The sequence below is a fragment of the Actinoplanes solisilvae genome, assembly GCF_003999975.1.
GTDB classification, from domain to species: Bacteria; Actinomycetota; Actinomycetes; order Mycobacteriales; family Micromonosporaceae; genus Actinoplanes; species Actinoplanes solisilvae.
This window is the reverse complement of sequence record NZ_RJAC01000012.1, coordinates 51,676-75,458: the sequence shown is the minus strand read 5'-3', so window position 1 is coordinate 75,458 and position 23,783 is coordinate 51,676. Positions and strand designations below refer to the sequence as shown.

General features: G+C 70.3%; 25 protein-coding genes. 12 read left to right on the top strand and 13 right to left on the bottom strand.

Annotated elements, in window-relative coordinates:
- Positions 1-87 precede the first annotated feature (87 nt).
- Positions 88-450, top strand: coding sequence for a hypothetical protein (locus tag EER30_RS26945; protein WP_127503405.1), 363 nt, complete (start codon positions 88-90; stop codon positions 448-450).
- 123 nt (positions 451-573) lie between these two features.
- On the opposite strand, the gene EER30_RS26940 is transcribed toward EER30_RS26945, so the two are convergent.
- Together EER30_RS26940 and ppdK are read right to left on the bottom strand one after the other, a co-directional pair.
- A complete protein-coding gene (locus tag EER30_RS26940; protein WP_127503404.1) occupies positions 574-984 on the bottom strand; it encodes a VOC family protein in 411 nt (136 codons plus the stop codon).
- Between the two features lie 220 nt (positions 985-1,204).
- Positions 1,205-3,886, bottom strand: a complete 2,682-nt coding sequence (gene ppdK / locus EER30_RS26935) for a pyruvate, phosphate dikinase (protein ID WP_127503403.1) — start codon at positions 3,884-3,886, stop codon at positions 1,205-1,207.
- A 190-nt stretch (positions 3,887-4,076) separates the two neighbouring features.
- On the opposite strand from ppdK, the gene EER30_RS26930 reads away from it, so the two are divergent.
- On the top strand, positions 4,077-4,544 hold the full coding sequence (locus EER30_RS26930; protein ID WP_240670323.1) for a hypothetical protein: 468 nt from the start codon (positions 4,077-4,079) through the stop codon (positions 4,542-4,544).
- Positions 4,541-5,617 (top strand): MAB_1171c family putative transporter, encoded by a 1,077-nt coding sequence (locus EER30_RS26925; RefSeq protein ID WP_127503402.1) that lies wholly within the window; start codon positions 4,541-4,543, stop codon positions 5,615-5,617. Before EER30_RS26930 ends, EER30_RS26925 begins: the two co-directional genes overlap by 4 nt.
- Here EER30_RS26925 and EER30_RS26920 read toward each other — a convergent pair.
- On the bottom strand, positions 5,550-5,960 hold the full coding sequence (locus tag EER30_RS26920; RefSeq protein ID WP_127503401.1) for a helix-turn-helix domain-containing protein: 411 nt from the start codon (positions 5,958-5,960) through the stop codon (positions 5,550-5,552). The genes EER30_RS26925 and EER30_RS26920 overlap by 68 nt on opposite strands.
- Before the next feature lie 169 nt (positions 5,961-6,129).
- On the opposite strand from EER30_RS26920, the gene EER30_RS26915 reads away from it, so the two are divergent.
- The gene (locus EER30_RS26915; RefSeq protein ID WP_240670322.1) at positions 6,130-7,353 is read left to right on the top strand and encodes a cytochrome P450; all 1,224 of its coding nucleotides are present in this window, start codon (positions 6,130-6,132) and stop codon (positions 7,351-7,353) included.
- A gap of 107 nt (positions 7,354-7,460) precedes the next feature.
- Here EER30_RS26915 and EER30_RS26910 read toward each other — a convergent pair whose 3' ends face one another.
- Entirely contained in the window at positions 7,461-8,156 is a 696-nt protein-coding gene (locus EER30_RS26910) for a hypothetical protein (RefSeq protein ID WP_127503400.1), read from the bottom strand.
- Positions 8,157-8,296: 140 nt separating this feature from the next.
- On the opposite strand from EER30_RS26910, the gene EER30_RS26905 reads away from it, so the two are divergent.
- The 3 genes from EER30_RS26905 to EER30_RS26895 are packed head-to-tail and all read left to right on the top strand — an operon-like array spanning position 8,297 to position 12,233.
- Positions 8,297-9,745, top strand: a complete 1,449-nt coding sequence (locus EER30_RS26905) for an FAD-linked oxidase C-terminal domain-containing protein (RefSeq protein WP_127503399.1) — start codon at positions 8,297-8,299, stop codon at positions 9,743-9,745.
- Positions 9,745-10,863, top strand: a complete 1,119-nt coding sequence (locus tag EER30_RS26900; RefSeq protein WP_127503398.1) for an FAD-binding oxidoreductase — start codon at positions 9,745-9,747, stop codon at positions 10,861-10,863. Before EER30_RS26905 ends, EER30_RS26900 begins: the two co-directional genes overlap by 1 nt.
- Complete coding sequence (locus tag EER30_RS26895; RefSeq protein WP_127503397.1) at positions 10,863-12,233, top strand: (Fe-S)-binding protein; 1,371 nt, start codon at positions 10,863-10,865, stop codon at positions 12,231-12,233. Before EER30_RS26900 ends, EER30_RS26895 begins: the two co-directional genes overlap by 1 nt.
- On the opposite strand, the gene EER30_RS26890 is transcribed toward EER30_RS26895, so the two are convergent.
- The 5 genes from EER30_RS26890 to EER30_RS26870 form a co-directional block, all read right to left on the bottom strand.
- A complete protein-coding gene (locus tag EER30_RS26890; RefSeq protein ID WP_127503396.1) occupies positions 12,197-13,219 on the bottom strand; it encodes a hypothetical protein in 1,023 nt (340 codons plus the stop codon). The genes EER30_RS26895 and EER30_RS26890 overlap by 37 nt on opposite strands.
- A gap of 78 nt (positions 13,220-13,297) precedes the next feature.
- Positions 13,298-13,810, bottom strand: coding sequence for an RNA polymerase sigma factor (locus EER30_RS26885; RefSeq protein ID WP_127503395.1), 513 nt, complete (start codon positions 13,808-13,810; stop codon positions 13,298-13,300).
- A gap of 317 nt (positions 13,811-14,127) precedes the next feature.
- Positions 14,128-14,463, bottom strand: a complete 336-nt coding sequence (locus tag EER30_RS26880; protein WP_127503394.1) for a transcriptional regulator — start codon at positions 14,461-14,463, stop codon at positions 14,128-14,130.
- Positions 14,460-14,894, bottom strand: a complete 435-nt coding sequence (locus tag EER30_RS26875; RefSeq protein WP_127503393.1) for a hypothetical protein — start codon at positions 14,892-14,894, stop codon at positions 14,460-14,462. The genes EER30_RS26880 and EER30_RS26875 overlap by 4 nt, the downstream gene beginning before the upstream one ends.
- Positions 14,895-14,982: 88 nt before the next feature.
- Positions 14,983-15,354, bottom strand: coding sequence for a VOC family protein (locus EER30_RS26870; RefSeq protein ID WP_127503392.1), 372 nt, complete (start codon positions 15,352-15,354; stop codon positions 14,983-14,985).
- A gap of 105 nt (positions 15,355-15,459) precedes the next feature.
- Here EER30_RS26870 and EER30_RS26865 point away from each other — a divergent pair, with 105 nt between their 5' ends.
- Complete coding sequence (locus tag EER30_RS26865) at positions 15,460-15,861, top strand: nitroreductase/quinone reductase family protein (protein WP_240670321.1); 402 nt, start codon at positions 15,460-15,462, stop codon at positions 15,859-15,861.
- A 156-nt stretch (positions 15,862-16,017) separates the two neighbouring features.
- Entirely contained in the window at positions 16,018-16,395 is a 378-nt protein-coding gene (locus EER30_RS26860; RefSeq protein ID WP_127503390.1) for a hypothetical protein, read from the top strand.
- 35 nt (positions 16,396-16,430) lie between these two features.
- Here the strand turns inward: EER30_RS26860 and EER30_RS26855 are convergent, their stop codons facing one another.
- Positions 16,431-18,617, bottom strand: a complete 2,187-nt coding sequence (locus EER30_RS26855) for a rhamnogalacturonan lyase family protein (protein WP_240670320.1) — start codon at positions 18,615-18,617, stop codon at positions 16,431-16,433.
- 141 nt (positions 18,618-18,758) lie between these two features.
- On the opposite strand from EER30_RS26855, the gene EER30_RS49765 reads away from it, so the two are divergent.
- Complete coding sequence (locus tag EER30_RS49765; protein ID WP_127503388.1) at positions 18,759-19,802, top strand: cellulose binding domain-containing protein; 1,044 nt, start codon at positions 18,759-18,761, stop codon at positions 19,800-19,802.
- 124 nt (positions 19,803-19,926) lie between these two features.
- On the opposite strand, the gene EER30_RS26845 is transcribed toward EER30_RS49765, so the two are convergent.
- Both EER30_RS26845 and EER30_RS26840 read right to left on the bottom strand, forming a co-directional pair.
- A complete protein-coding gene (locus tag EER30_RS26845; protein ID WP_127503387.1) occupies positions 19,927-20,523 on the bottom strand; it encodes a hypothetical protein in 597 nt (198 codons plus the stop codon).
- On the bottom strand, positions 20,520-20,858 hold the full coding sequence (locus tag EER30_RS26840; RefSeq protein WP_205650433.1) for a winged helix-turn-helix transcriptional regulator: 339 nt from the start codon (positions 20,856-20,858) through the stop codon (positions 20,520-20,522). Before EER30_RS26840 ends, EER30_RS26845 begins: the two co-directional genes overlap by 4 nt.
- 65 nt (positions 20,859-20,923) lie before the next feature.
- Here EER30_RS26840 and EER30_RS26835 point away from each other — a divergent pair, with 65 nt between their 5' ends.
- Both EER30_RS26835 and EER30_RS26830 read left to right on the top strand, forming a co-directional pair.
- A complete protein-coding gene (locus EER30_RS26835) occupies positions 20,924-21,775 on the top strand; it encodes an LLM class flavin-dependent oxidoreductase (RefSeq protein WP_127503386.1) in 852 nt (283 codons plus the stop codon).
- Complete coding sequence (locus EER30_RS26830) at positions 21,772-23,007, top strand: FAD-binding oxidoreductase (protein ID WP_127503385.1); 1,236 nt, start codon at positions 21,772-21,774, stop codon at positions 23,005-23,007. Before EER30_RS26835 ends, EER30_RS26830 begins: the two co-directional genes overlap by 4 nt.
- Here the strand turns inward: EER30_RS26830 and EER30_RS26825 are convergent.
- Positions 22,971-23,609, bottom strand: a complete 639-nt coding sequence (locus EER30_RS26825) for a DUF4304 domain-containing protein (protein WP_127503384.1) — start codon at positions 23,607-23,609, stop codon at positions 22,971-22,973. The two genes, EER30_RS26830 and EER30_RS26825, sit on opposite strands and share 37 nt — an antisense overlap.
- Positions 23,610-23,783 lie beyond the last annotated feature (174 nt).

Below are 23,783 nucleotides of genomic sequence, written 5' to 3'. Positions count from 1 at the left end.
AGCGTCCTCAGCGGTGCGGGCGGCGAAGATCGCTTCCTGGGAGCGAGGGGACGCCGTATGAGGGCACGTCTGGTCGTTACAGGTGCGATGGCGCTCGCGCTGGGCTGCTTCGGCGCGCTCGCCGGTTGCTCAGCGGGAAACTCCGGGGGCGGCGAGCCGGGCATCGGCACGGGGGACGTCGCCGCCGTTGCCGGCGAAAGCCCGTCGGCCGGTCCGCCAGTGGCTGACGAGGCGACATATATCAACGCGCTGCGCAATCTGGATGCCGGGCTTGTGACAGATGAGAAGGCCGCGCTCGACAACGGTTACGAGCTGTGCCGGGGCGCCGAGCAGGGCGCGTCGACGAGTGACCAGGTCGGCGGCGCGATCGAGCTCTTCGAGGTGGACGGCCGCACGGGACAGCGCATTGTCGCCATCGCCACGACGAATCTGTGCCGTGCCCCGGCCTGAGTAATCGCCGCGAGCCGGCCGCCCGGGTCACCAGGAGGGCGTCCGGAGGCGGTCGGCCAGTTCACTACGAGGACGGCCGGCCGAAGAGCTGATCGCCGGCCAGGGCGACCGGCGGCCGGCGGCTTACTGAGCGGAAACGACGTCGACCATCCACGGGGTGCCGAACTTGTCGATCAGTTGGCCGTAGAGGTCGCCCCACATCTGCTTCTCGAACGGCATTGTGACGGTGGCGCCGTCAGCGAGCTTTTCCCAGACGTCTTCCAGGCCCTCGCCAGGGTCGCCGGAGAGGCTGACGGTGATCGTGTTGCCAGGGTTGAAGGGCATGCCGGGGGCGGTGTCGGAGGCCATCAACAGGTAGCCCTTGGGCGTGGTCAGGGCGGCGTGCATGACCTTGTCGGCCAGGGCGGGGTCGGGGGCACCGAAGTCGCCGAAGGTGTTGACCGTGAGCTCGCCACCGAGGACGGAGCGGTAGAACTCCATCGCCTCGCGCGCGTTGCCGTTGAAAGTCAGGTAGGGGTTGAGCTGGGACGCCATCGCAGGCTCCTTTGGCTGGGAACGGGTACGACTGCTGAACGAACCCGACGCTAAACCCACCCACTGACAGTTTTGGCTCCTCGCTCGGATCGGTGCCCGAAAGGAGGCGCCGCATCGGGCGAAGCCGACGAAACGCCGCGCAAACGAACCCGGCGGCTCACGCGGTTCGCGTGAGCCGCCGGGAAGGCGCGGGGGAAGGGGTGGAGGAACAGCGGGCCGATCAGCGGTGGTCGGAGCCGACCGACTCGATCGCGGCCCGGCCGGCCTCCAGACGCGCGACCGGTACTCGGAACGGCGAGCAGGAGACGTAGTCGAGGCCCACCTCGTGGAAGAAGTGCACCGACTCCGGGTCGCCGCCGTGTTCGCCGCAGACGCCGAGCTTCAGGCCCGGCCTGGCCGCCCGCCCCTCCTCGCTGGCGATCCGCACGAGGCGCCCGACCCCGTCACGGTCGATGGACTCGAACGGTGAGATGCCGAAGATGCCCAGCTCCAGGTAGCGCCAGAAGAACGCGCCCTCCACGTCGTCGCGGGAGAAGCCCCACCCCATCTGCGTCAGGTCGTTCGTGCCGAAGGAGAAGAACTCGGCCGCCTCCGCGATCTGTCCCGCGGTCAGCGCCGCCCGCGGCACCTCGATCATGGTGCCGATCAGGACCTCGACCCCGGAATCCCCGACCACTTCGGAGATGATCTTCTCGGCCTCGGCCCGTACGGTCTCGAGCTCTTGGACGGCCCCGACGAGGGGAACCATGATCTCGGGCCGCGGCGACCCGCCCTCAGCCGCCAAAGCGACCGCCGCCTCCGCGATCGCCCGCACCTGCATGGCGAACAGACCGGGAATGACCAGCCCCAGCCGTACGCCCCGCAGGCCGAGCATCGGGTTCTGCTCGTGCATGCGCCGCACGGCCGCCAGCATCCGCTCGTCGCGGGCCGACTCCTCGCCGCGCGCCTTGGCCACCGCCACCTGCACCGCCAGTTCTTCGAGCGACGGCAGGAACTCGTGCAGCGGCGGGTCGATCAACCGCACCGTGACCGGCAGCCCGTTCATCTCGCGGAAGATCTCGAGGAAGTCGGCCCGCTGCAGCGGCTGCAGCCGGGCCAGGGCGTCGTCGCGCTCGACCGCGGTGCGGGCCAGGATCAGCTTCTCGACCAGTTCGCGCCGATCGCCGAGGAACATGTGTTCCGTACGGCAGAGTCCGATGCCGCGCGCCCCGAACCGACGCGCCCGGGCCGCGTCGGCGCCGGTGTCCGCGTTGGCCCGCACCCGCAGGCGAGAGACGGAGTCGGCGTGCGTCATGAGCTGGTGCACCGCGGCGACCAGCGGTTCGTTGGCCAGCGCCGGGTCGAGATCGCCCTCGAAGTACTGCACCACTTCGGACGGTCGCACCGGCACCTCGCCGAGGTAGACCCGGCCGGTCGTGCCGTCGATCGAGATCACGTCGCCCTCGTGCACGACCTGCCCGTTGACCGTGAACTGGTCGTGCCCGACCTCGACCTCGTCGGCGCCGCACACGCACGTCTTGCCCATCCCGCGGGCGACGACGGCGGCGTGTGAGGTCTTGCCGCCGCGGGACGTGAGGATCCCCTGCGCCGCGATCATGCCGGGCAGGTCGTCGGGGTTCGTCTCGCGGCGTACGAGAATCACCGATTCACCGGCGGCCGCGTGCGATACGGCGTCGGCCGACGTGAATACGACGGACCCGAATGCGGCCCCCGGTGACGCCCCCACACCGCGGGTCAGCGGTGTCGGCTCCCCGGCGAGGTCGAAGCGCGGGAACATGAGTTGCGCCAATTGCGCGCCATTGACCCGCGTCACCGCCTCATCGAGGTCGATCATGCCTTCTTCGACCAGTTGCGCCGCGATCGTGAAGGCCGCCGCCGCGGTGCGCTTGCCGACCCGCGTCTGCAGCATCCACAGTTTGCCGCGCTCGATCGTGAACTCGATGTCGCACAGGTCGTGGTAATGCCCCTCGAGGGTCGCCATGATTTGCAGCAATTCGTCGTACGACTTCTTGTCGATCTTCTCCAGGTCGGCCAGCGGCAGCGTGTTGCGGATGCCCGCCACCACGTCCTCGCCCTGCGCGTTCTGCAGATAGTCGCCGTAGATCCCGCTCTCGCCGGTCGCCGGGTCCCGCGTGAACGCGACGCCCGTACCGGAATCAGGCCCGAGATTGCCGAAGACCATCGCCACCACATTGACCGCCGTGCCCAGGTCAGCCGGAATGCGTTCCTGCCGGCGATAGAGCACCGCCCGCTCGGCGTTCCACGACTTGAAGACCGCCTCGATCGCCAGGTCGAGCTGCTGCCGCGGGTCCTGCGGGAAGTCGTGCCCGACATGCTTGACAAAGACCTTCTTGTACGCCGAGACCAAGGCGCGCAGGTCTTCCGCGTCGAGCTGCACGTCGTCCTTGACGCCCTTCGCGACCTTGGCCTGGTGAAGCGCGTCCTCGAACGAGGCGCCCGGCACGTCGCACACGGTCTTGCCGAACATCTGGATCAGCCGCCGGTACGAGTCCCATGCGAAGCGGTCGTTCCCGCCCGCCTGCCGCGACAGGCCCACGACCGATACGTCGTTGAGCCCGACGTTGAGCACGGTCTCCATCATCCCCGGCATCGAGAACTTGGCTCCCGAGCGCACCGACACGAGCAGCGGGTCGGCCGGGTCGCCCAGCTTCCGCCCCATCGCGTCTTCCAGGGCGGCCAGGTGCGCGTCGATCTCGGTGTCGAGACCGTCGATGTGCGCGCCGGCGGCGAGGAAGCGCTGGCACGCCTCGGTGGTGATGGTGAAGCCGGCCGGCACCGGCAGGCCCAGGTTGGTCATCTCCGCGAGGTTGGCACCTTTGCCACCAAGAAGGTCTTTCAGATCCCTGTTTCCCTCGGCGAAGTCGTAGACGTACTTCTCCATCGCCAGCCACCTCCGGTTTCGATTCCGCGGCCGAACTGGTTCCTGCCCCAAGTTTCGTAAGGCTATGCAGATGTTGGCCGAATAGTTAACCGTCGCGTGGGGTTTTCCACAGGCCCCCGACACCCTCTGTTCGGTAAGCGCTTTCTCCGCGCAGTTCCGCGCAGCGAACCGGGCGAGTAGCGTGGCCGCGGTGGAGGGACTGCGGCGGCGCTGCGAGGCGAGACTGCGGGGCCTGCGCGTGCCCGACCCCTTCGACCTCGACGATTTCTGCGACGAGGTGGCCGCGTTACGGGCCCGCCCGCTGATCCGGCGGGCCGTGCCCGGGCTCAGCGCCGAGGCACCCTGCGGCCTGTGGATCGGCACCGAGCGGGCCGACCACGTCTTCTACGACCCCGGCACGTCGCCGCTGCACGCCGAGCACATCGTGCTGCACGAGCTCTCGCACATCCTCTGCGGACACTCCGGCGCCGACGCCGCGATCGGCCGGCTCTTCCCCGACCTCGACCCGGGGGCGGTGCGGCGCATGCTCGGCCGCGTCGGCTACACCGACGCGCAGGAGCGCGAGGCCGAGATGATGGCCTCCCTCATCCGGGGCCGATCCGCCCGCGGACCGAGCACCACTCTGGGACGGTTCGCCGACGCCCTGGGCTTCGAGTGATCCTCGCCGTCGCGCTGCTGGTGCTGCTGTGGGGCGCGACCATCGTACGGCTGCCGACGCTCTGGCGTGACCGGCGTCAGCGCGCGTTGTGGACCGCCGTGTGCGCGATCGCGCTGGCCAAGACCGTGTCGTTCCCGCCGGTGGCGGCCCACATCGAGACCCCGATCCTGCCTCACCTGCTCGGCGTCACCTCGGCCTATTTCCTGCTGCGCTTCATCGCGTTGGTGACCCACACCGGCGTACGGGCCCGGCAGCTCGCCCTGCTCCTGTCGGTGCTCGCCGCGCTGATCGCGTTCGACGTGGTCGCGGGCGGCATCGACACCGAGGCCGAACTGCTCGCCGGTGAGCAGGGCTGGGGCGTGGTGGCGTACTGGGTGGTGCTGGAGGCCTACCTGGGCACGGTGCTGGTCACGACGTCGGCGCTGTTCTGGCGGATCAGTCGCGAGGCGCCGGGCGGCCTGCCGCGGGTCGGGCTGCGGGTCACGTCGTGCGGCACCGCCCTGGTCGCCTGCTATGCGGCACTGAAGGGGTCGCTGATCCTCGCGAACAACCTCGGGGCGTCGGTCGCCTTCTCGGTCGTCGAACCGATCGGCATGTCGGTGCAGACCGGCGGCCTGATCCTGACCGTCGCCGGGCTGCTCGTCCCGGCCACCCGCCGCGCGCGGGCGGCGTACGCGGCCTATCGGTCCTTGATCGTGCTGCGACCGCTGTGGAAGGCCATGCAGAGCGCGTTCCCCGAGGTCATTCTGTTCACGCCGCGGCGGGCGGTGATCGAGCTCGCCGGGGTCGACGACGTGCACCTGCGGCTCTACCGGCGGGTGATCGAGATCCGCGACGGCATGCTGGCGCTGCGGCCGTTCACGGCACCGCACGGCCCGTCCCCGCCCGAGGAGGCGGCCGCCATCGTGGAAGCGCTCCATCGTCGCGCCGACGGGCAGCCGCCGCTGGACGAGCCGGGCGTGTGGGCCGAGGTCGGGCCGTCGATGGCCGAGGAGGTCGCGTGGCTCAGCCGGGTGAGCCGGGCTCTCGGGACTCCCGCTCGGACTCCCACACTTTCCGGATCAGCTCGCTGATCGTGTCGCGGCCGCGTGGCGAGACGTCGGCCGCGCGCAACGCGAGCTCGGTGACGCCCGCGTCGCGGATGGTGCGCAGCATGTCGAGCTGCGAGTCGATGCGGGTGGTGTGCTCGTCGTCGAGGAAATAGGCGACCGGCACGCCGAAGTAGATGGCGAGCGCGGTCAGGTGCTGAATCGTCGGGTTGTCGCGGCGGCCGGTGCGCAGCTGCCAGATGTAGGTGTGGGAGATCGAGACGCCCTGGTCGGAGCGCACAGCCTCGGCCACGGCCATGTAGCTGGGCTCCGGCCGCAGTTGTTTGAACAACCTGTCCAGTTTTCCCGCGATGGAGAAGGCGCCCACCCACGCCTCCCTGAGATCACCTCGGAGCCGATGACGCCATGAGCAGGGACGCGAGGCTCGCATCCATGCACATCCCCCGATGCAGGCGTCATAAACTGTGGTTGACGAACCCGGTGAAGCCTAGAACACGACGTTCCACGGCTCAAGCCCCAGCTTGTATGGTCAAGTCGTGGCGAGCATTGTGGAAGGTCGCGAGGTTACGACCCTGTTGGAAGAGCTCACCACCATGGCCGGGCGCGAGGACCCCTACGGTCACTACACCCGGCTGCGTGAGATGGGTCCTCTGTTGCGCGAGGACGACGGCACCCTGATCGTCACCCGGTTCGCCGACTGCACGGCCGTCTCGCGCGATCATCACCTCGGCAAGATGCCGGTCGACCTGCTGCCGCACGCCGGCCTGGCCGACTGGGCCGAGCACCCCGCCCTCTACGGCTATTTCACCAGCCTGCTCGGCATCAACCCGCCCGACCACACCCGGCTGCGGCGGCTGGTCGCGTCGAGTTTCACCGCTCGCCGGGTGCGCGACCTGCGGCCCGCGACGACGCGGATGATCGACGATCTGATCGACGACCTGGCCGCGCGCGCGTCCGAGGGCCCGGCCGATTTCGTGCCGGCGTTCGCGTTCCCGCTGCCGTTGAACGTGATCGGAGAGCTGCTCGGCATCCCGCACGCCGACCGCGCCCAGTTCCAGCACCTGGTGCAGGACTGGTCGGCGGTCCTCGACGAGATCACGCCCGAGGTGCTGCTCAAGGCCGACCCCGCGGCGCGGGCGGTGCGCGACTATCTGGCCGGGCTCGCGGCCGAGCGGCGCCGGCGGCCGCGGGAAGACCTGATGAGCGCGCTGGTCGGCCACGAGGAGGCGGGCGACCGGCTCACCGAGGACGAGCTTCTGACCATGGCCGGGCTGCTGTTCGCGGCCGGCTTCGAGACCACCACGAACCTGCTCTCGAACGGCCTCGCAGCTTTGCTCGAACATCCTTCGCAGTTGCCCGATCTGCACGCCGACCCCGCCGCCGCGGTCGAGGAACTGCTGCGTTTCGACTCGCCGGTGCAGAACATCGACCGTACGGTCCTGGAGCCGACGACCGCGGCCGGGGTGCGGCTCGAACCGGGTCAGCGCATCGTCGCCTACACCGGGGCGGCGAACCGTGATCCGCGTCGTTTCACCGATCCCGACCGGCTCGACCTGCGGCGCGGCGACAACGCGTCACTGTCGTTCGGCGGTGGGATGCACTATTGCCTGGGCGCTCCGATGGCGCGTCTGGAGGCGCAGATCGCCTTCCCGCGGCTCTTCGAACGGATGCCGGGGATGCGGCTCACGGACGGAGCTCAGCGGCGCAACAGTCTGACGATCCGAGGGTTCGATCACCTGTGGATCACCTGGGAGCCGTGATGCCTGACAAACATAAAGACGCCGCTGCGAATTCCACGGGGGAAGAACTCGCAACGGCGCACTCGGAACATTAGACGACTACCGGCCGTCGTGTCTATCCCGCCGGGCTATCCGACGCGCTTGACGACAGACCCGACAAGCTTCTGCCAGTCGGCGTCAAAGCTCGTGGCCGGGCTCGTGTTACCGATGCGGTAAAGCGCGTACTGGTCCACAAGCACGACATTCCGGCTGTTCAGGACGGCGACGGCGGTGTCGGCCGAACCGGGGTGCGCCTTTTCGTACTGCTTGTGGCGGATGACGACGAAGCCCTTCCATCCGGCCTCGTCCAAAGTCTTGATCTCGGTGGTCTCGGTGTAGGCCGGCTCGGACTTCTCGTCGTTGACGGTGGCCGGCATCGAGATGTCCGGCTTGCACCCGTCGGCGACCGCCCGCAGCGCGGTCTGGGCCGCGCCGGCCAGGGTGACGTCGCCGTAGACGAGCGCGGTCTGGTCGAGCGTCTGTGCGCCCTTGGTCCCCTCGTCCACGAAGGACGAGGCGACGACCTCGCCGCCGGGTGGCACGCTCGGCGTGGTCGCGGCGCCGCCGCAGAGGCTGACCAGCTTGTTCGGGTCGCCGGGCTGGGCGGGTGGCGTCCAGGTGGGCCCGATCTCGGCGGCCTGCAGCAGCGCGCCGCGCATGGTGGTGGCGGCGATGAGCCCGGCCGGCTCGGGCGAGGGCTCGTCGTCCGACGAGCATCCGGCCGCCACGAGCAGGGCACACACCCCGGTCACGGTCATGCGGGCGACTCTTCCGGTCACGAACATCGGGACATCCTTCCAGACCGCTCCGCGCGGCCGAGCGCGGTGCCGGAACCGCTACCGAGACGGCACGGGATCCGACTCTGAGTGACGAAATGTCCGCGACGGGATAGGTTGGCGCGAGCGGGACAGGCGAGGAGGCCGGCATGGCAGACATCGATGCGCTTGCCCAGCGGCTGCGGGCCGAGCTCGGCGCCGAGCAGGTCGTCACCGACCGGCAGGAGCTGCGGACGTACGAGTGTGACGGCCTCGCCCACTACAAGGTCATCCCGGCCCTGGTCGTGCTGCCGCACACCGCCACCCAGGTCGCCACTGTCGTCCGGGCATGCTCCGAGGCCGGGGTTCCGTTTGTGGCCCGCGGCTCCGGCACGGGCCTGTCCGGTGGCGCGCTCCCCCACGCCGAGGGCGTGCTGATCGTGACGGCCCAGATGCGGCGCATCGTCGAGATCGCGGCGGCCGACGAGCGGGCCGTGGTGGAGCCCGGCGTCATCAACCTGCAGGTGACCAAGGCCGCCACACCGTACGGCTACTACTACGCGCCCGACCCGTCCAGCCAGCAGATCTGCTCGATCGGCGGCAACGTGGCCGAGAACTCGGGCGGCGCCCACTGCCTCAAGTACGGCTTCACCACCAACCACGTCACCGGTCTGCAGATCGTCACGCCGTCCGGCGATCTCGTGCGGCTCGGCGGGCGGGCGCTCGACCCGCCGGGGTACGACCTGATCGGCGCGTTCGTCGGGTCGGAGGGCACGCTCGGCATCGCCACCGAGGTGACCGTTCGCCTGACCCGGCTGCCCGAGTCGGTGCGCACGCTGCTGGCCGCCTTCCCGAGCATCGACCAGGCCGGCGCGGCCACGTCGGCGATCATCGCGGCGGGGGTCGTGCCGGCCGCGATCGAGATGATGGACGCGCTCGCCATCGAGGCCGCCGAGGCCGCGGTCGCCTGCGATTATCCGCCCGGCGCGGCCGCCGTGCTGATCGTCGAGCTCGACGGGCCGACGGCCGAGGTCGAGGCCCAGTTCGATCAGGTCACCGCACTCTGCCGAGACTCCGGCGCCTTCGAGATCCGCATCGCGGCCGACGACGCCGAGCGGGCACTGTTCTGGAAGGGCCGCAAGTCGGCCTTCGCCGCCGTGGGCCGCATCAGCCCCGATTACATCGTGCAGGACGGCGTGATCCCCCGCACCGCGCTGCCCGAGGTGCTGCGACGCATCACCGAGGTGGCTTCCGACCACGGCGTACGGGTCGCCAACGTCTTCCACGCGGGCGACGGCAACCTGCATCCGCTGGTGCTCTTCGACGCGCGGGTGCCCGGCGAGGCCGAGCGGGCCGAGACGGTGTCGGGCGCGATCATCGACCTGTGCATCGAGTACGGCGGCTCGATCACCGGGGAGCACGGCGTCGGCATGGACAAGGCGAAATACATGCCGCGCATGTTCACCGACGACGATCTCGACACGATGCAGCTCGTGCGCTGCGCTTTCGACCCGGCGTCGCTGTCGAACCCGGGCAAGGTCTTCCCGACGCCCCGGCTCTGCGGCGAGCGGCCCGGCGGCAAGATCGCGGAACGGTTTCCCGGGGTGGAGGTCTACTGATGGGCGCGCTCGACGAGCTGACCCGGCCCGCGGGCGACGACGATCACGTGGGTGGGGTGCCGGCCCGGCTGGTCGCCTCGCCGGCGTCGACCGAGGAGGCGGCCGCGGTGGTCGCGGCGAGCAAAGGGCTGGCCGTGGTGGTCCGCGGCGGCGGAACGAAGATCCACTGGGGAGTGCAGCCCCGGGCCCTTGACCTGATCATCGACACGCGGCGGCTGGCGGGGATGGTCGAGCACGCGGCCGGCGATCTGATCACGGTGCTCAAGGCGGGGACCTCTCTGGGCGATCTCAAGCTGGGTGATCAACAACTGGCGATCGACGCGCCCGCCGGGGCCACGGTCGGGGGGACGGTGGCGACCGGGGCGAGCGGGCCGCGGCGGCTGCATTACGGGACGGCGCGCGACCTGCTGATCGGCATCACCGTGGTGCGGCCCGACGGCAAAGTCGCGAAGTCCGGGGGCAAGGTCGTCAAGAACGTGGCGGGCTACGACCTCGGGAAGATCTACACCGGTTCGTACGGGACTCTGGGGCTGATCACCGAGTGCGTGTTCCGGCTGCATCCGCGGCCCGGGGCTTCCGCGTACGTGAGGTCGACCGCTCCCGTGCAGGCGGTGCCCGCGATCCTGGCCGCCCGGGTGGCGCCGACGGCGATCGAGGTCGACACGGCGACGGGTGAGCTGGCCGTGCTGCTCGAGGGCACGCCTGAGGGCGTACGGGAAAGGTCGGCTCTGGTCGGGAAACTGCTGGCCGGCGAGGTCAGCGAGAAGGCGCCGCGCTGGTGGGCGCGTTATCCGTGGGCCGGGGACGAGATCGGGATGAAGCTGTCGGTGCCGTTGTCGAAGGTGCCGGCGTTGATCTCGTCGGGGTCGGCGGTGCGGGGGTCGGCGGCGACGGGGGTGCTCTATGCGGCGGCTCGGGACATCACCGAGGTGGAGCGGTTGCGGGCTCATTGCGTACGCAGTGGCGGGCACGCGGTCGTGCTGACGGCGCCTTCCAGCATCCGCGACATTTTGGACATGTGGGGGCCGGTGCCGGGGCTCGCTTTGATGCGCCAGATCAAGGACCGGTTCGATCCGGAACACCGTTTTGCACCGGGGCGATTCGTGGGAGGCATCTGATGATCGACGCGACGTGGGGCACCGGGGAGCCGCCTCGAGATGTGCTCGGATCGGCTGTCTCCGCGTTTGACGATCAACACCCGCCGTCGGCCGCGCTGATCGCCGACTGTGTGCACTGTGGATTCTGCCTGCCGAGCTGCCCGACGTACGTCTTGTGGGGTGCGGAGGCCGACTCGCCGCGCGGACGCATCTACCTGATGAACGAAGGCGTGAACGGGGAGCCGCTCAGCGACTCGATGGTCGAGCACTTCGACCGCTGCCTCGGCTGCATGTCGTGCGTGTCGGCGTGCCCGTCGGGGGTCAAGTACGACCGGCTGATCGAGGACACGCGCGCTCAGGTCGAACGACGGCACACCCGGCCGTCCCGCGACCGGGCCCTGCGTGCGGCGATCTTCGCGCTCTTCCCCTATCCCCGGCGGCTCCGGTTGCTGCGGGGGCCGCTGCGGGCATACCAGAGCTCGGGCCTGCAAGGGCTGATCGCGCGTTCGGGACTGCTCGCCCGGCTCGGGCCGACGCTGGCCACGCTCGAATCGCTGGCGCCCCGTCTGCGCAAGGTGCCGCCGCCACCGCGCCGCGTCGCCGCCAAGGGAACGCGGCGGGCCGTCGTGGGGATGCTGACGGGCTGCGTTCAGGGCGCCTTCTTCCCCGAGGTCAATTCCGCGACCGTACGGATCCTCGCCGCGGAGGGGTGCGACGTGGTGATCCCGGCCGGGCAGGGGTGTTGCGGGGCGCTGAGCGTCCACAACGGACGACGTGCGGAGGCCGAACGGTTCGCCCGGCGCATGATCGACACGTTCGAGAACACGGGTATGGACTACTTCGTGGTCAACGCGGCCGGCTGCGGGTCGTCGCTGAAGGAGTACGGCGAACTGCTCGCCGACGACCCGGTCTACGCGGCTCGGGCGCGCCACTTCGCGGCCAAGGTACGCGATCTGACCGAGCTGCTGGTCGAGCTGGGGCCGGTCGCGCCGCGCCATCCGCTGCCGGTCACGGTGGCCTATCACGACGCCTGCCATCTCGGGCACGCTCAGGGCGTGCGGGCGCAGCCCCGCTCGCTGCTGCGCGACATTCCCGGCCTGACCCTGCGCGAGATCGCCGACCCCGAGCTGTGCTGCGGCTCGGCCGGCATCTGGAACATCCTCAACCCCGTGCCCGCCGCCGAACTCGGCGATCGTAAGGCGGCCAACGTGCTGGCCACCGGCGCCTCGCTGCTGGTGACCTCCAACCCGGGCTGCCTCATGCAGGTCGCCGCGTCCCTGCGCCGTCAGGGCGGCACGATCGGGCTCGCCCACACGGCGCAGGTTCTCGACGCCTCCATCCGGGGGGTCGCGCTTCAGGACTTGACTTTCGCCACCAGGTCGCTCAGGTGACGCAGTTGTTCACCCTCTCGCTGGGCATCCCGGGCCGGGCCGGCCTGAGCGGTCGCGGCGACGACGTTGCCCTCGCCCTGGACGAAAACGCCGATGTTGGGATGGATCGGCCGGTACAGGCTCTTGTCGGCCGTCGGGTCGTCAAGCCGGGCGCCCGGCTTTCGAGTCGGCGGAGGCTCGCCCTGCCAGCGCAGCAGCCATACGCCCGGGTTCTCGGGCAGCCGCTCCCGCATGGAGGCGGCCGTCGCCTCGATCGACGCGGGCCGCCAAACCGAGGGGAACTCGACCCGGACCACTCCGTTCAGCTCGGGCCGCAGCGCACCCCGCAGCACCTGTTTCACCCGCAGCTCCACTTCCACATGCTGCAGGTCGCCGATGCTGCGACCGGCCCGCACACCGGCGACCTCGGCCACCACCGTGACGGTGGCTTCGGCGAAGGCCGCCTCGAGAGTGACCGGCTGCGGGACCAGCAGCGAAGCCTGGCCCGGCCGGAACGGCTGGTAGAACCGCAGATCCGAGGCGGTGTAGCGGTCGAGGGCCGAGCCGGCGGCGGAAGCCGTGGCAACCGCCGCGGTGGCGTCCGGAGTGGTTGTCTCCGAGCCGCCCGCGGTCAGGACCCACGGAACCCCGGCGGCCACCACCACAACGACACCAGCCGCGACCAGCACCAGCCGTCCCCGGCCCGGCCGCCGCACGACCTCGGCGGCAGGTCCCCGTAGGTCACCGTCGTCAAGCATCACGTGCCGGCTTCCCGCCCTGGCCGCCCGGTCGTCGTCGCTGGGCCCGGGAGGCCGGGCATCGAATCCGGCCGGCCGTTCGCCGCTCTCCCGCACCATTCCTCGCGCCTCCTGCGCCGCAGATCGCCGAACGCCTTCCAGCACCGAACGCCGCGTTTCCGAGTCGATCAGCCGGGCGACGTCTCCGGGCGACAGCTCAACGGCCCGGCGCACCAGTTCGTCAACGCGTTGCTTCTCTTCCCGACGCACGGCGCCGCCTCCTCGAAATGGCGTGTGACTCTCGCAGCGGTTCATGTCCGGCCACCAGCCGAGCGTTACATCGGCCGTTCACGTCCGGTCGGTCGCGGACAGCATCTGAGCGAACCGGGCTCGCGCTCGGTGCAGGCGCACGCGGACCGAGACCGCGCTGCAGCCGAGCACGACGGCGGCCTCGGCCGGACTGAGCCCCTCGACCGCGATCAGGATGAGGATCTCCCGATCGCCGGGCTTCATCCGGTTCAGAACGTCCGAGGTTCCGTTCACGCCGCTGTCGGCTGCCGCGGCCGGCGCAGGCTCCGACCGGAGCCGAGCGATCAGATATTCCTGTCGCCGCCCGCCGCGCACATGATTGGCCACCACGCGGCGAGCAATGCCGTAGAGCCACAGCCGGACCGCGTCCCCCTCAGGCGCCTGCTCTCGCCGTCGCCACGCGATCAGCAACGTCTCGGCCGCCACGTCAGCCGCGTCCTCCCATCCCCCGGTCCGCCGCAACGCGTACCGAGCGACAAGCTCGTAGTGCTCGGCGAACACCCGCTCGAACCACGACGACGCCGCCCGATCCTCCTGCCGCGCCTGCCGCATCCGACCTCCGCTCGCCCACACCCCACCGCCGTCACCATGACGATGTCCGGCTGCCCCTCCTCCGTTACAGACTCAGGCCAACAATTCCGTTCACCGACGCCGAATCGCCGCGGGCCCAACCGCCGAGCGCCGAACCGCCCACCCAGTAGCAGCGCCCAGCTGCCCGCAACGCCAGCGCCCGCAACGCCCAGCCGACCGCAACGCCAGGGCCGCAACGCCCAGCCGCCCGCAACGCCCAGCCGCCCGCAACGCCAAGGCCCGCAACGCCAAGGCCTGGCGGGGCGCACAGCGATCGTGAGCCGCCCGCTCGCCCCGTCTTATGGGGCGCGCCTCACGCTTCCGCTGGGCTCGGCCGGGGTTTCGCCGAAGGCGTCGCCCAGCAGAACGCGCAGCGCGTGAGCGTGATCGTTCAGCGCGCTGCGACCCGTGCCGGTGAGCCGCACGGTCGCGCGCCGCCCGGTGCGACGGACTTCGACGTAGCCGGATTCCTGCAGCGTGGTCAGCTGTTTGCTCAGCGCCGAGTCGCTCAGACCGGTCGCCTCGCGCAGATAGCTGAACTCGACCTGCGCCGCGGGCGCGAGCAGGGCCACGATGGAGAGCCGGACCGGGAAGTGCATCACCTCGTTGAAGCCCGGCGGCCGCGGGCTGGTCATGCCGGATGCGGCTTGGTGGCCGCGGCGGCCTGCGCGGGCCCTATGCCGATCACCCACACGAGAGCGGCCACGAGCCCGCCGATGGTGTTGGCCACCGGCACGTCGAGCAGCCGCATCACGGACCCGACCACGATGGCGGTGATCAGCATGGCCGCGGTGAGCAGAACCAGCGGAGTCCAGCGGAGCGCGCGCATCCGCAACCGCACGCCGGTGACGCGTTCCAGACCGGTGGTCAACGCCGCGATCAGAAGAACACCGACGCCGGAGACGACCCCGGCGACCCACCCGGTCAGGTCTGAGCCGGCCCAGACAAGCGTCAGCGCGGCAGCGGTGCCGTACGTGAACCAGGCCGGGAAGCGGCGAGGACTGCCCTGCGACAGGGTCTGCTGGTTGCGCCGGTGCATTTCAGCGAGGGCTTCGTCAGCACGCACGTCGACCACCTTCCTCGGGGGCAAATGTTTCCGTGCAGGAAACATACGCCCACTCTTTCCTCGGGGGCAAGAGTGGGGTGTGCCAGGTTCAGGCGCGTTCGCGCGTGCTCCGCTCCACGCAGAACTCGTTGCCCTCCGGGTCCTGCATGGTCACCCAGCCGAGGCCGTCCGGGGTGCGGTGGTCCTCGAAAAGCTTGGCGCCCAGCGCGGTCAGCCGGTCGACCTCCTCGTCGCGGGTGCGCTCGTCGGGCATCCAGTCGATGTGGAGACGGTTCTTGACCGACTTCGCCTCGGGCACCCGGATGAACAGCAGACCGGGGATCGGCGCCGGCGCGTCGACCAGCACCTCGTCGTCACCGGGCCCGTCGCCGTCGCCCAGGGGCCAGCCGGTGGCCTCGCTCCAGAAGCGAGCAAGCTCGTAAGGTTCCGAGCTGTCGACCGTCACGTGTCGAAGAATCATGGCAAGGATCGTAGAGGGGAGCCAGCGTTGACGTTCGATACACGGCGAGGCACGCGCGGGACCCGTCAGCCGGGCGGGTGGCTGCTGCGGTTCGGGAACAGGCTGATGGCGAAGCGGGTTCGCCGCAGCGGGGACGGCAGGATGGCGGGCTTCAACGTCCTGCTTCTCACCACCGTGGGGCGGCGCAGCGGGCAGGCGCGGACGAGCCCGGTCGGCTGGTTCCCCGCCCCGGACGGCAGCCGGCTCATCGTGGCCTCGGCGAACGGCGCGGCCGACAACCCGGCCTGGTATTACAACCTCGCCGCCCGCCCGGACGCGCAGGTCGCGCTCGGCGACCACGTCGAAGAGGTCACCGCCGTGCAACTGCACGGCGACGAGCGTACGCGGGCCTGGGAATTGATTCTTGCCGCCGCACCCCGGTTCGGGCGCTATCAGGCCAAGACCGACCGGGAGATGCCGATCATCCGGTTGACGCCCCGGACCGGCGGGGAGCGTGAACCGGCGTAGGAAGGTCTCGATCACTGAACGCTGCGGTCGATCTGGTCGCAGCGGCAAGGCCCGGATACGTCGAGCATGCGCGAGCTCGCCCCGCAGGGCGATCCAGTTGCTTTCCGGCTTCCCGCTGGTGCACCGGCTCCGATCGACGGCCGATAATGTTGTGGCGTGAGCAAACCCAGCGGCCTCGCCCTCTTCGCCGGCGTCGTTCTCGGAGGTTTCGCGGCGCTGCTGGCGCTCGGCGCCCTGCTGCTGGCCAGCCCGGCGTCGTTCGTCAGCCTGCTGCCCGACTCCTTCGCCGACGACGAATCAGGACGGGCCCTCGCCTGGATCGTCGCCGGCCTCTGCGCCGCCGCGGCCGCCGCGCTGACCCTGCGGCGCGGCCGGTCGTCCCGGTTCCGGGCCGGGCTGGTCACCGTGCTGTTGCTGCTGGTGGCCGGCTACGGGATTCAGGCCCTCGCCGACCTGAAGGCGCGCACCGATCCCACCCCGGAGAACACCTGCGTCGCCTACAGCGGCGGCCATCAGACGTGCCCGGGCGGCTGAGACTCGTCCGGATCCGCCGAACAATGCTCAGTGACTTACGACAGGGCGAAGCTCGGGTGCGGAGGCTGGTTGTAAGCCGTGTTCTGCCAGGCCAGGGCCTCGCGGTACTGGATGTCGTGCAGGAGGGTGACCACACGGCGGTCGGTCGGTGTCGGGGTTGAGTAGATGCGCAGGGCGGTGTTGTCCGAGGTGGGCCAGATGACCTCCTCGCGCCAGTCGCCCAGCAGGTCGCCGCTCAACGACGGGGTCGATTTGGTGCCGTTGTTGGAGTGGACGCCGGAGGCGGTCAGCAGGCGGGTGTCGGCGGACGTGCCGTACTTGTCGATTCGGGTGGCGTCGAGGAGTTCCCGCTGAGCGTCGCCGTCCCACCAGATCACGAAGTTCGTCGAGCTGGGCTTGCGGCCGGCGACTACCGCACCCGAAGGACTGCGTACGCCGGAGGGCGCGGACGACCACGACTCGGCCCCGGGGCTGCCCGACCAGATGTCGGCGGACACGCCTCGGCCGTTGTCGCCGCTCGCGGGGGTGCTCCACAAGATCTGGCCGGTTCGGGCGTCGGCGAACCACGATGACGGCTTGCTCGAGTCCTCCGAGACTTTGAAGACCTCCAGCCCCGTACGGGATGGGTCGAGGTCTCCGACGTGGAGGGTGTCGCCGTGGCCGAGGCCCGTGTTCCAGAGCTTGGCTCCGTTGTCGTCGATGGCGAGTGAGCCGTAGACGATTTCGTCGCGGCCGTCGCGGTCCACGTCGGCGATCGAGAGCTGATGGTTGCCCTGTCCGGCGGTGCCGCTGTTGGTGGAGCTGTTGCTGTCGAACGTCCAACGGCGGGTCAGGGCGCCGTTGCGGAAGTCCCAGGCGACGATGACGCTGCGGGTGTAATAGCCACGGGCCATGATCAGGCTCGGCCGGGCGCCGTCGAGATAGGCGGTGCCGGCGAGGAAACGGTCGACCCGGTTGCCGTAGGAATCGCCCCAGGAGGAGACGGTGCCACGGGCGGGCTCGTAGTTCACTGTGGACAGAGCGGCACCCGTACGGCCGTCGAACATCGTCAGGTATTCGGGACCGCTCAATACGTAGCCGGACGAATTGCGGTAGTCGGCGCTCGAACTTCCGATGACCTGGCCGGTGCCGGAGACGGTCGCGTCGGCGGTTTTCATGGCTACTTCGGCATCGCCGTCGCCGTCGTAGTCGTACACCTGGAACTGGGTGTAATGCGCCCCGGCCCGGATGTTGCGGCCGAGGTTGACGCGCCACAGCCGGGTTCCGTCGAGGCGGTAACCGTCGACGTAGACCACGTCGGTCACGCCGGACTGCGAATTGTCCTTGGCGTTCAGCGGCTCCCACTTGAGCACCAGGTCGAGCTTTCCGTCGCCGTCGAGGTCGCCTGTGGACGCGTCGTTGGCGGCGTACAGGGAACTGTTCGGGTTCTGGATCGGCACGTCCAGATAGCCGTTGCCGAACGTCATTGCCGACGAGGCGGCCTGCTCCACCCCACCTAGAACAGGGCGTACGGTGTACGCGGCGTTCGCGGCCCCGCCGGAGTCGAGGTAGTTGGTCGAACCGGTGATCGGCGACGCGGTGAGCCTGGTCGTGCCGCGATAGACGTTGAACGCGATGCCGGACGGGTCGGTGGCCAGCCAGCGCCAGCTCACCAGGTTGGCCGAGCCGGAGCGCACGCTGATCACGCCGCGGTCGAGGGCCTCGCGCTGCTTGCCGTCGGCCGGCGCGACAGTCGTGGGCGGCGAAGTGGCCGGCGGCGGAGTGGTCGGTGGCGTGGTCGGCGGGGGCGTCGGCGGCGTGGACGGTGGGGGCGTTGTCGGCTGGGTTGTGCCGGTGCAGGCGACACCGTTGAGGGTGAACCCGGCCGGTGTCACCGACGCACCGTCGGCGTTGAAGCCGAAACCGGCGCTGCCGTTCGTGGCCAGCGCGGCGTTCCAGCCGGCGTCGCGCACCGACACGGCCGTACCCGACTGGGTGAGCGACCCGTTCCAGAGCTGCGTGATCGTCTGATCGCCGGTCAGGGCGAAGGCGAGCGTCCAGCCGTTGATCGGGTCGCCGAGGTTGGTGACGTCCACGGTGGCCCCGAAGCCGCCCGGCCACGAGCTCGCGATCGTGTAGCGCACCTGGCATCCGGCGGCCGCCTCGGCCCGGGTCGCCACCAGGACACCCGCGCCGACGGCGGCGACGGCGAGGACCGCTGCGATCTTGCCTCTTCTGGCCACGGGAGGATCCTTAGATCGATATACGTAAATGGAAACGTTCTCAGGGTGCCGCGTTCCACGGCGAAGGTCAAGCTTGGGCTGGGAGCGCTCCCATGTCATAGTGCGGGAATCCACTGCCATCGATACCCGTCGGAGAGGCCCATGCATCGACGAGGACTGACCGCCCTCGCGGCGGCCACCGCCCTGTTCACCACCACCGCCGTAGCCACCGCGACCAGCGCGGACGCCGCAGTCGGCTGCCAGGTCCGCTACGCCGTCGCGAGCACCTGGCCGGGCGGCTTCGGCGCGAGCGTCGACATCACCAACCTCGGCGACCCGCTCACCGGCTGGACCCTCACGTTCACGTTCACAAGTGGACAGACGATCACGCAGCTCTGGAACGGATCGGTCACCCAGTCCGGGTCGGCGGTGACCGTACGCAACGCCGCCTGGAACGGCTCCCTCACGACCAACGGCACCGCGAGCGTCGGGTTCAACGGCTCCTGGACGGGCAGCAACCCGGCGCCCGCGTCGTTCGCGCTGAACGGCACGCCCTGCACCGGCACCCCGACGACACCACCGACCACTCCCCCGTCCGGCGGGCCCGTGAAGATCATGGCGCTGGGCGATTCGATCACCGGTTCACCGGGCTGCTGGCGTGCCCTGCTCTGGCAGAAACTTCCCGCCGCCGACGTCGACTTCGTCGGCACGCTCCCCGGACAGGGCTGCGGCTTCCCCTACGACGGCGAGAACGAGGGGCACGGCGGCGCGCTGGTCACCACCGTCGCCGACCAGAACCAGCTCGTCGGGTGGCTGGCCGCTTCGGACCCCGATGTCGTCCTCATGCACTTCGGCACGAACGACGTCTGGAGCAATCTCGCGCCGTCGACGATCCTGGCCGCGTACACCCGCCTGGTCTCTCAGATGCGATCCGCGAACCCGGCCATGAAGATCCTCGTGGCTCAGATCATCCCGATGAACGCCTCGAACTGCGCCGAATGCGGCCAGCGCGTGGTCAACCTGAACGCCGGCATCCCCGGCTGGGCGTCCGGCCTCTCCACGGCCGCGTCTCCGATCACGGTCGTCGACCAGTGGACCGGTTTCGTCCCCGCCACCGACACGTACGACGGTGTCCACCCCAACAACGCGGGCAGCGTCAAGATCGCCGACCGCTGGTACCCCGCCCTGAGCGCCGTGATCTCGTAATCCGCAGGCGGGCCGTCGCGAGATCAGCCAGGCTCGGGCGCCGCGAAGATCAACCGGGTCGGCCGCCGCGAAGATCAAGCGGGCCGGCCGCCGCGAAGATCAAGCGGGCTGGCTGCCGCGAAGATCAGCCGGGTTCGGGGGACACCAGCGGGACATCGGCGTCGCAGTCGGGGCATCGCGTGCGGCCGAAGAGGCGTGTCACGGCCGTAGCCACCGCGTCCCGGCCTGCTCCCACAGCCTCGGCATGGACGCGGACCGCCACCGGAGAACTCAGCCCCGGCGAGATGGCCGGGTCGGTGAGGTCGACGAGGGTCTCCTCCCCGCATTCCGGGCATTCCACGTCGACCTCGCCGTCGAGAACGCGGTCGAGTTCCTTGCCCCAGACCTCGTCGCCGTCGAGGCCCAGCACGGCCTGCTGCAGGTGAACGAACATCTCGTCGCTCGAAGCCGTCGGCAGGCACTCCGTGGCCAGCGCCCGCAGGGTCGCGATGTCGCCGGCGTGGACGGCCCGGTCGGCGTCGGTGGCGTCGACCGCGATGAACCCGGCCAGACACATCGCCTGCTCCCGCGAGCGCGGCGTGAAGCTCGCGCAGGTCTGCGCCAGCCAGGGCAGCAGGGCCGCGCTCGCCGGGTCGCAGGTGCCCTGGTGGCACGACTGCTGCCAGATGTCGTTCCAGGCCGGGGAGGCGGGGTCGGCGGCCGCGAGATCGAAGATCGTCACGCAGGCACGGTAGCGCGCTGATGGCTCCACTCGAGCAGCGGCTGCAGGGCGGCCATCAGCTTCTGCCCCTCGGGCGTGGGGTCGTACAGGATCTGGACCGGGGTGCTGGGAATGACGGTGCGGGTCATCAGGCCCTCGGACTCGAGTTCCTTGAGGCGCTGGGCCAGCAGCCGGTCGGAGATGCCGGAGACGGCCTGGCGGAACTCGCCGAAGCGGCGGGCACCGCGCAGGGCGGCCAGCATGATCGCCCCGGTCCAGCGGCGCCCGACCAACTCCAGCGAATCTTGGAACAGGCGGCAGCTTGGCTCGTCGATCGCTTCGAAACGGTTGTTCACTTACCAAAGGTTAGCGACTAACCCAAGTTTTGGCCACTCGGCCCCGCGTTCCGAAACTGGGGAGCATGACCGAACACCCCATCACCTTCGGGGTCAGCGCCGACCCGTCCGTGGCCGCGCTCCGCGAGACCCGAAACCTGGCCCGGCTGGCCGAAGAGACCGGCCTCGAACACCTGGCCTTCCAGGACCACCCCTACCAGCCCACCCACCTCGACGCGTTCACGCTGATCGGCCGCCTGTCCGCCGAGACGACGCGGCTGCGCTTCCTCACCGACGTCGCCGACATGCAGCTGCGCCCGCCCGTAATGCTGGCCAAGACCGCCGCCTCGCTGCACGCCCTCACCGGCGGCCGCCTCACGCTCGGGGTCGGCGCGGGCGGCATCCCCGACGCGATCAATTCCATGGGCGGCACCGGTCGCACCGGGAACGGCCTGGTCACGTACGCGGAAAGCTCTTTGCTGACGCTGCGCCGAGCACTCCGAGGCGGCCCGGTTCTGCCGCCGAACGCCCGGCAGCCGTACGCGGCGGGGCCGTCCGCGCCGATGCCGATCTGGCTCGGCAGCCAGAAGCCGCGCATGCTCGCGCTCACCGGCCGGCTCGCCGACGGCTGGATCTCCCCGCTCAACATCTATGTCCCGCCGGCCGAGGTGCCGTCACGGCAGAGGCTGATCGACGAGGCGGCCGTGGCAGCAGGTCGTGATCCACGCGAGATTCGCCGGATCTACAACGTCATCGGCACCATCGGAGCTTCCGGCGGCGGTCCGGGACTCAACGGCGGCGTGCGCGAGTGGATCGACACCCTCGGCACCTGGCGCGACGAACTGGGCTTCGACACGTTCATCTTCTGGCCGGTCGGCGACACGCTGCGCCAGGTCGAGAAGTTCGCCACCGAGATCGCCCCGGAGGTGCGGCGATGAAGATCGTGACCGCGGACGACTCCCGGTACGCCCTGCTGCGTTCGAGCTATACCCGCACGTCCAGCCCCGCCGTGGTCCTGCTCCCGACCAGCGCCGAACAGGTGCGACAGGCCTTGGCGTACGCCCGGGAGCGCGGGCTGCCCATCACGGTGCGCAGCGGGGGCCACGGACTGGCTCCCCGCGACTCCGACGGCGGCGCGGTGATCGACCTGTCCGGGCTCGACCGCGTCGACGTGCTCGACCGGGCGAACCGCCTGGTGCGGGTCGGGGCCGGCGCTCGCTGGGCCCGGGTGGCGGCGGCGCTGCGCCCGCACGGCCTGGCGATCAGCTCAGGCGACCACGGCAACGTCGGCGTGGGCGGCCTGGCCACGGGCGGCGGGGTCGGCTGGCTGGTCCGCTCGTTCGGCCTGACCATCGACCGGGTCCGCGCCGTCGACGTGCTGCTGGCCGACGGCACCCTCGTACGGGCCGACGCGTCGCACGAGCCCGACCTGTTCTGGGCCGTCCGCGGGGCCGGGGCCGGTGTGGGCATCGTGCTCGCCATCGAGATCGAGGCGGCCGAGGTCACGAACGTGGGCCTGACCCAGCTCGCGCTGCTGGCCGACCCGGACGGCCGCACCCTGACCCGCTGGCGCGACGCCGTGGCCGAGGCACCCCGTTCGCTGTCCACGATGGCGATGCTCATGCCGTACGGCGACGCCACGGTGCTGCAGATCACCGCGGTCACCGCCGACGGCGATCTCGGCCCGGCCCGTCCACTGACCAAGATCGGGAAACTGCTGGACTCGAGCAGCGGCGTGGTGCCGTACACGTCGCTCGTCCCCACCGCCCATCTACACCCGAACGTGGGTCAGCAGCCCGCGACCACCACCAACGGCCTGCTCACGCTCGACCGCGGCTCGGCGCGCGCGCTGATGACCGCGTCGAACAGCGCCTTCGTGCAGCTCCGCTCGATGGGCGGCGCGGTCAACGACGTCCCGGCCGAGGCCACCGCGTACCCCCATCGCCACCAGGACACCCTCGCGGTGGCCACGGTCTTCCCGCCGCACGGCGCCCGCGTGCTGGACGCGACCTGGCGCCCGGTCGCCCGCCACGCCGACGGCGCCTACGTCAACTTCGAGTCCCGCCCGGCCGAGCACTTCGACCGCGTCTACCCCGGCGAGACCGGCGCCCGGGTCAGGAAGCTACGCCACCACTACGACCCGGTCGGCGTGCTGAGCCCGCCCGGCTGACCGTCGCGACGGCGGGCGTACTCCCAGATGTACCGGTCGATCTCGAGGGGCTCGTCGTCCGGGCCCGACTCGAACAGGATGCGGTGCAGCTCGGCCGAGGTGCCGCGCTCGGCCAGCAGCCACATCTTCGCCGGTTCGGTGGCGTAGCCGAGTTCCTCGAAGTCGCCGATCGCGGCCCGCCACAGGTAGTCACGGTCGAACCAGCGCAGCAGGACGGGAAGCCGCTCGCGCAGGCCGGCGGCGATCCGGTCGACCACGGGCCCGGGCTGCGCCCCCGCGTCGACGACCCACTGGTCGGTGCCGTCACCGTCGTCGGGCGGACGCACCCGGCCGAAATAGGTCGTGTGCGACGTGTTCGGCCGTCTGGTCGCCGGGAGGTCGCGGTCGTGCACCTGCCACTGCCAGTAGGGCGCCAGCAGGAAGCCGATGTTCACGTAGAAGCGGGTCTCCCCGAAGAAGGCCTTGTGAGACTGCAGGTCGACGATGACCACGTCGCCGGCCGGGCTGTACCGGCGGAAGACGTGACCATCACGCTCGAGCCCGAACTCGGCCAGCCGCTCGGCGAGCAGGCGAGCACAGGCGGTCAGTACGGCCTTGGTCATGAACGATCTCCACGGTCGGCGAGCCCCGTTCCTATCACAGCGGGGTACGGCGCCAGCGCGGATCCGCAGTTGGCCGAGCTCTGCTGCTGCGGCACCGGCGTCTTGGCCTTCTCGTCGATGTAGACGATGTCCGGCTTGCCGTCCTGCTTGCGGGAATCGTGATATTTGCAGCCC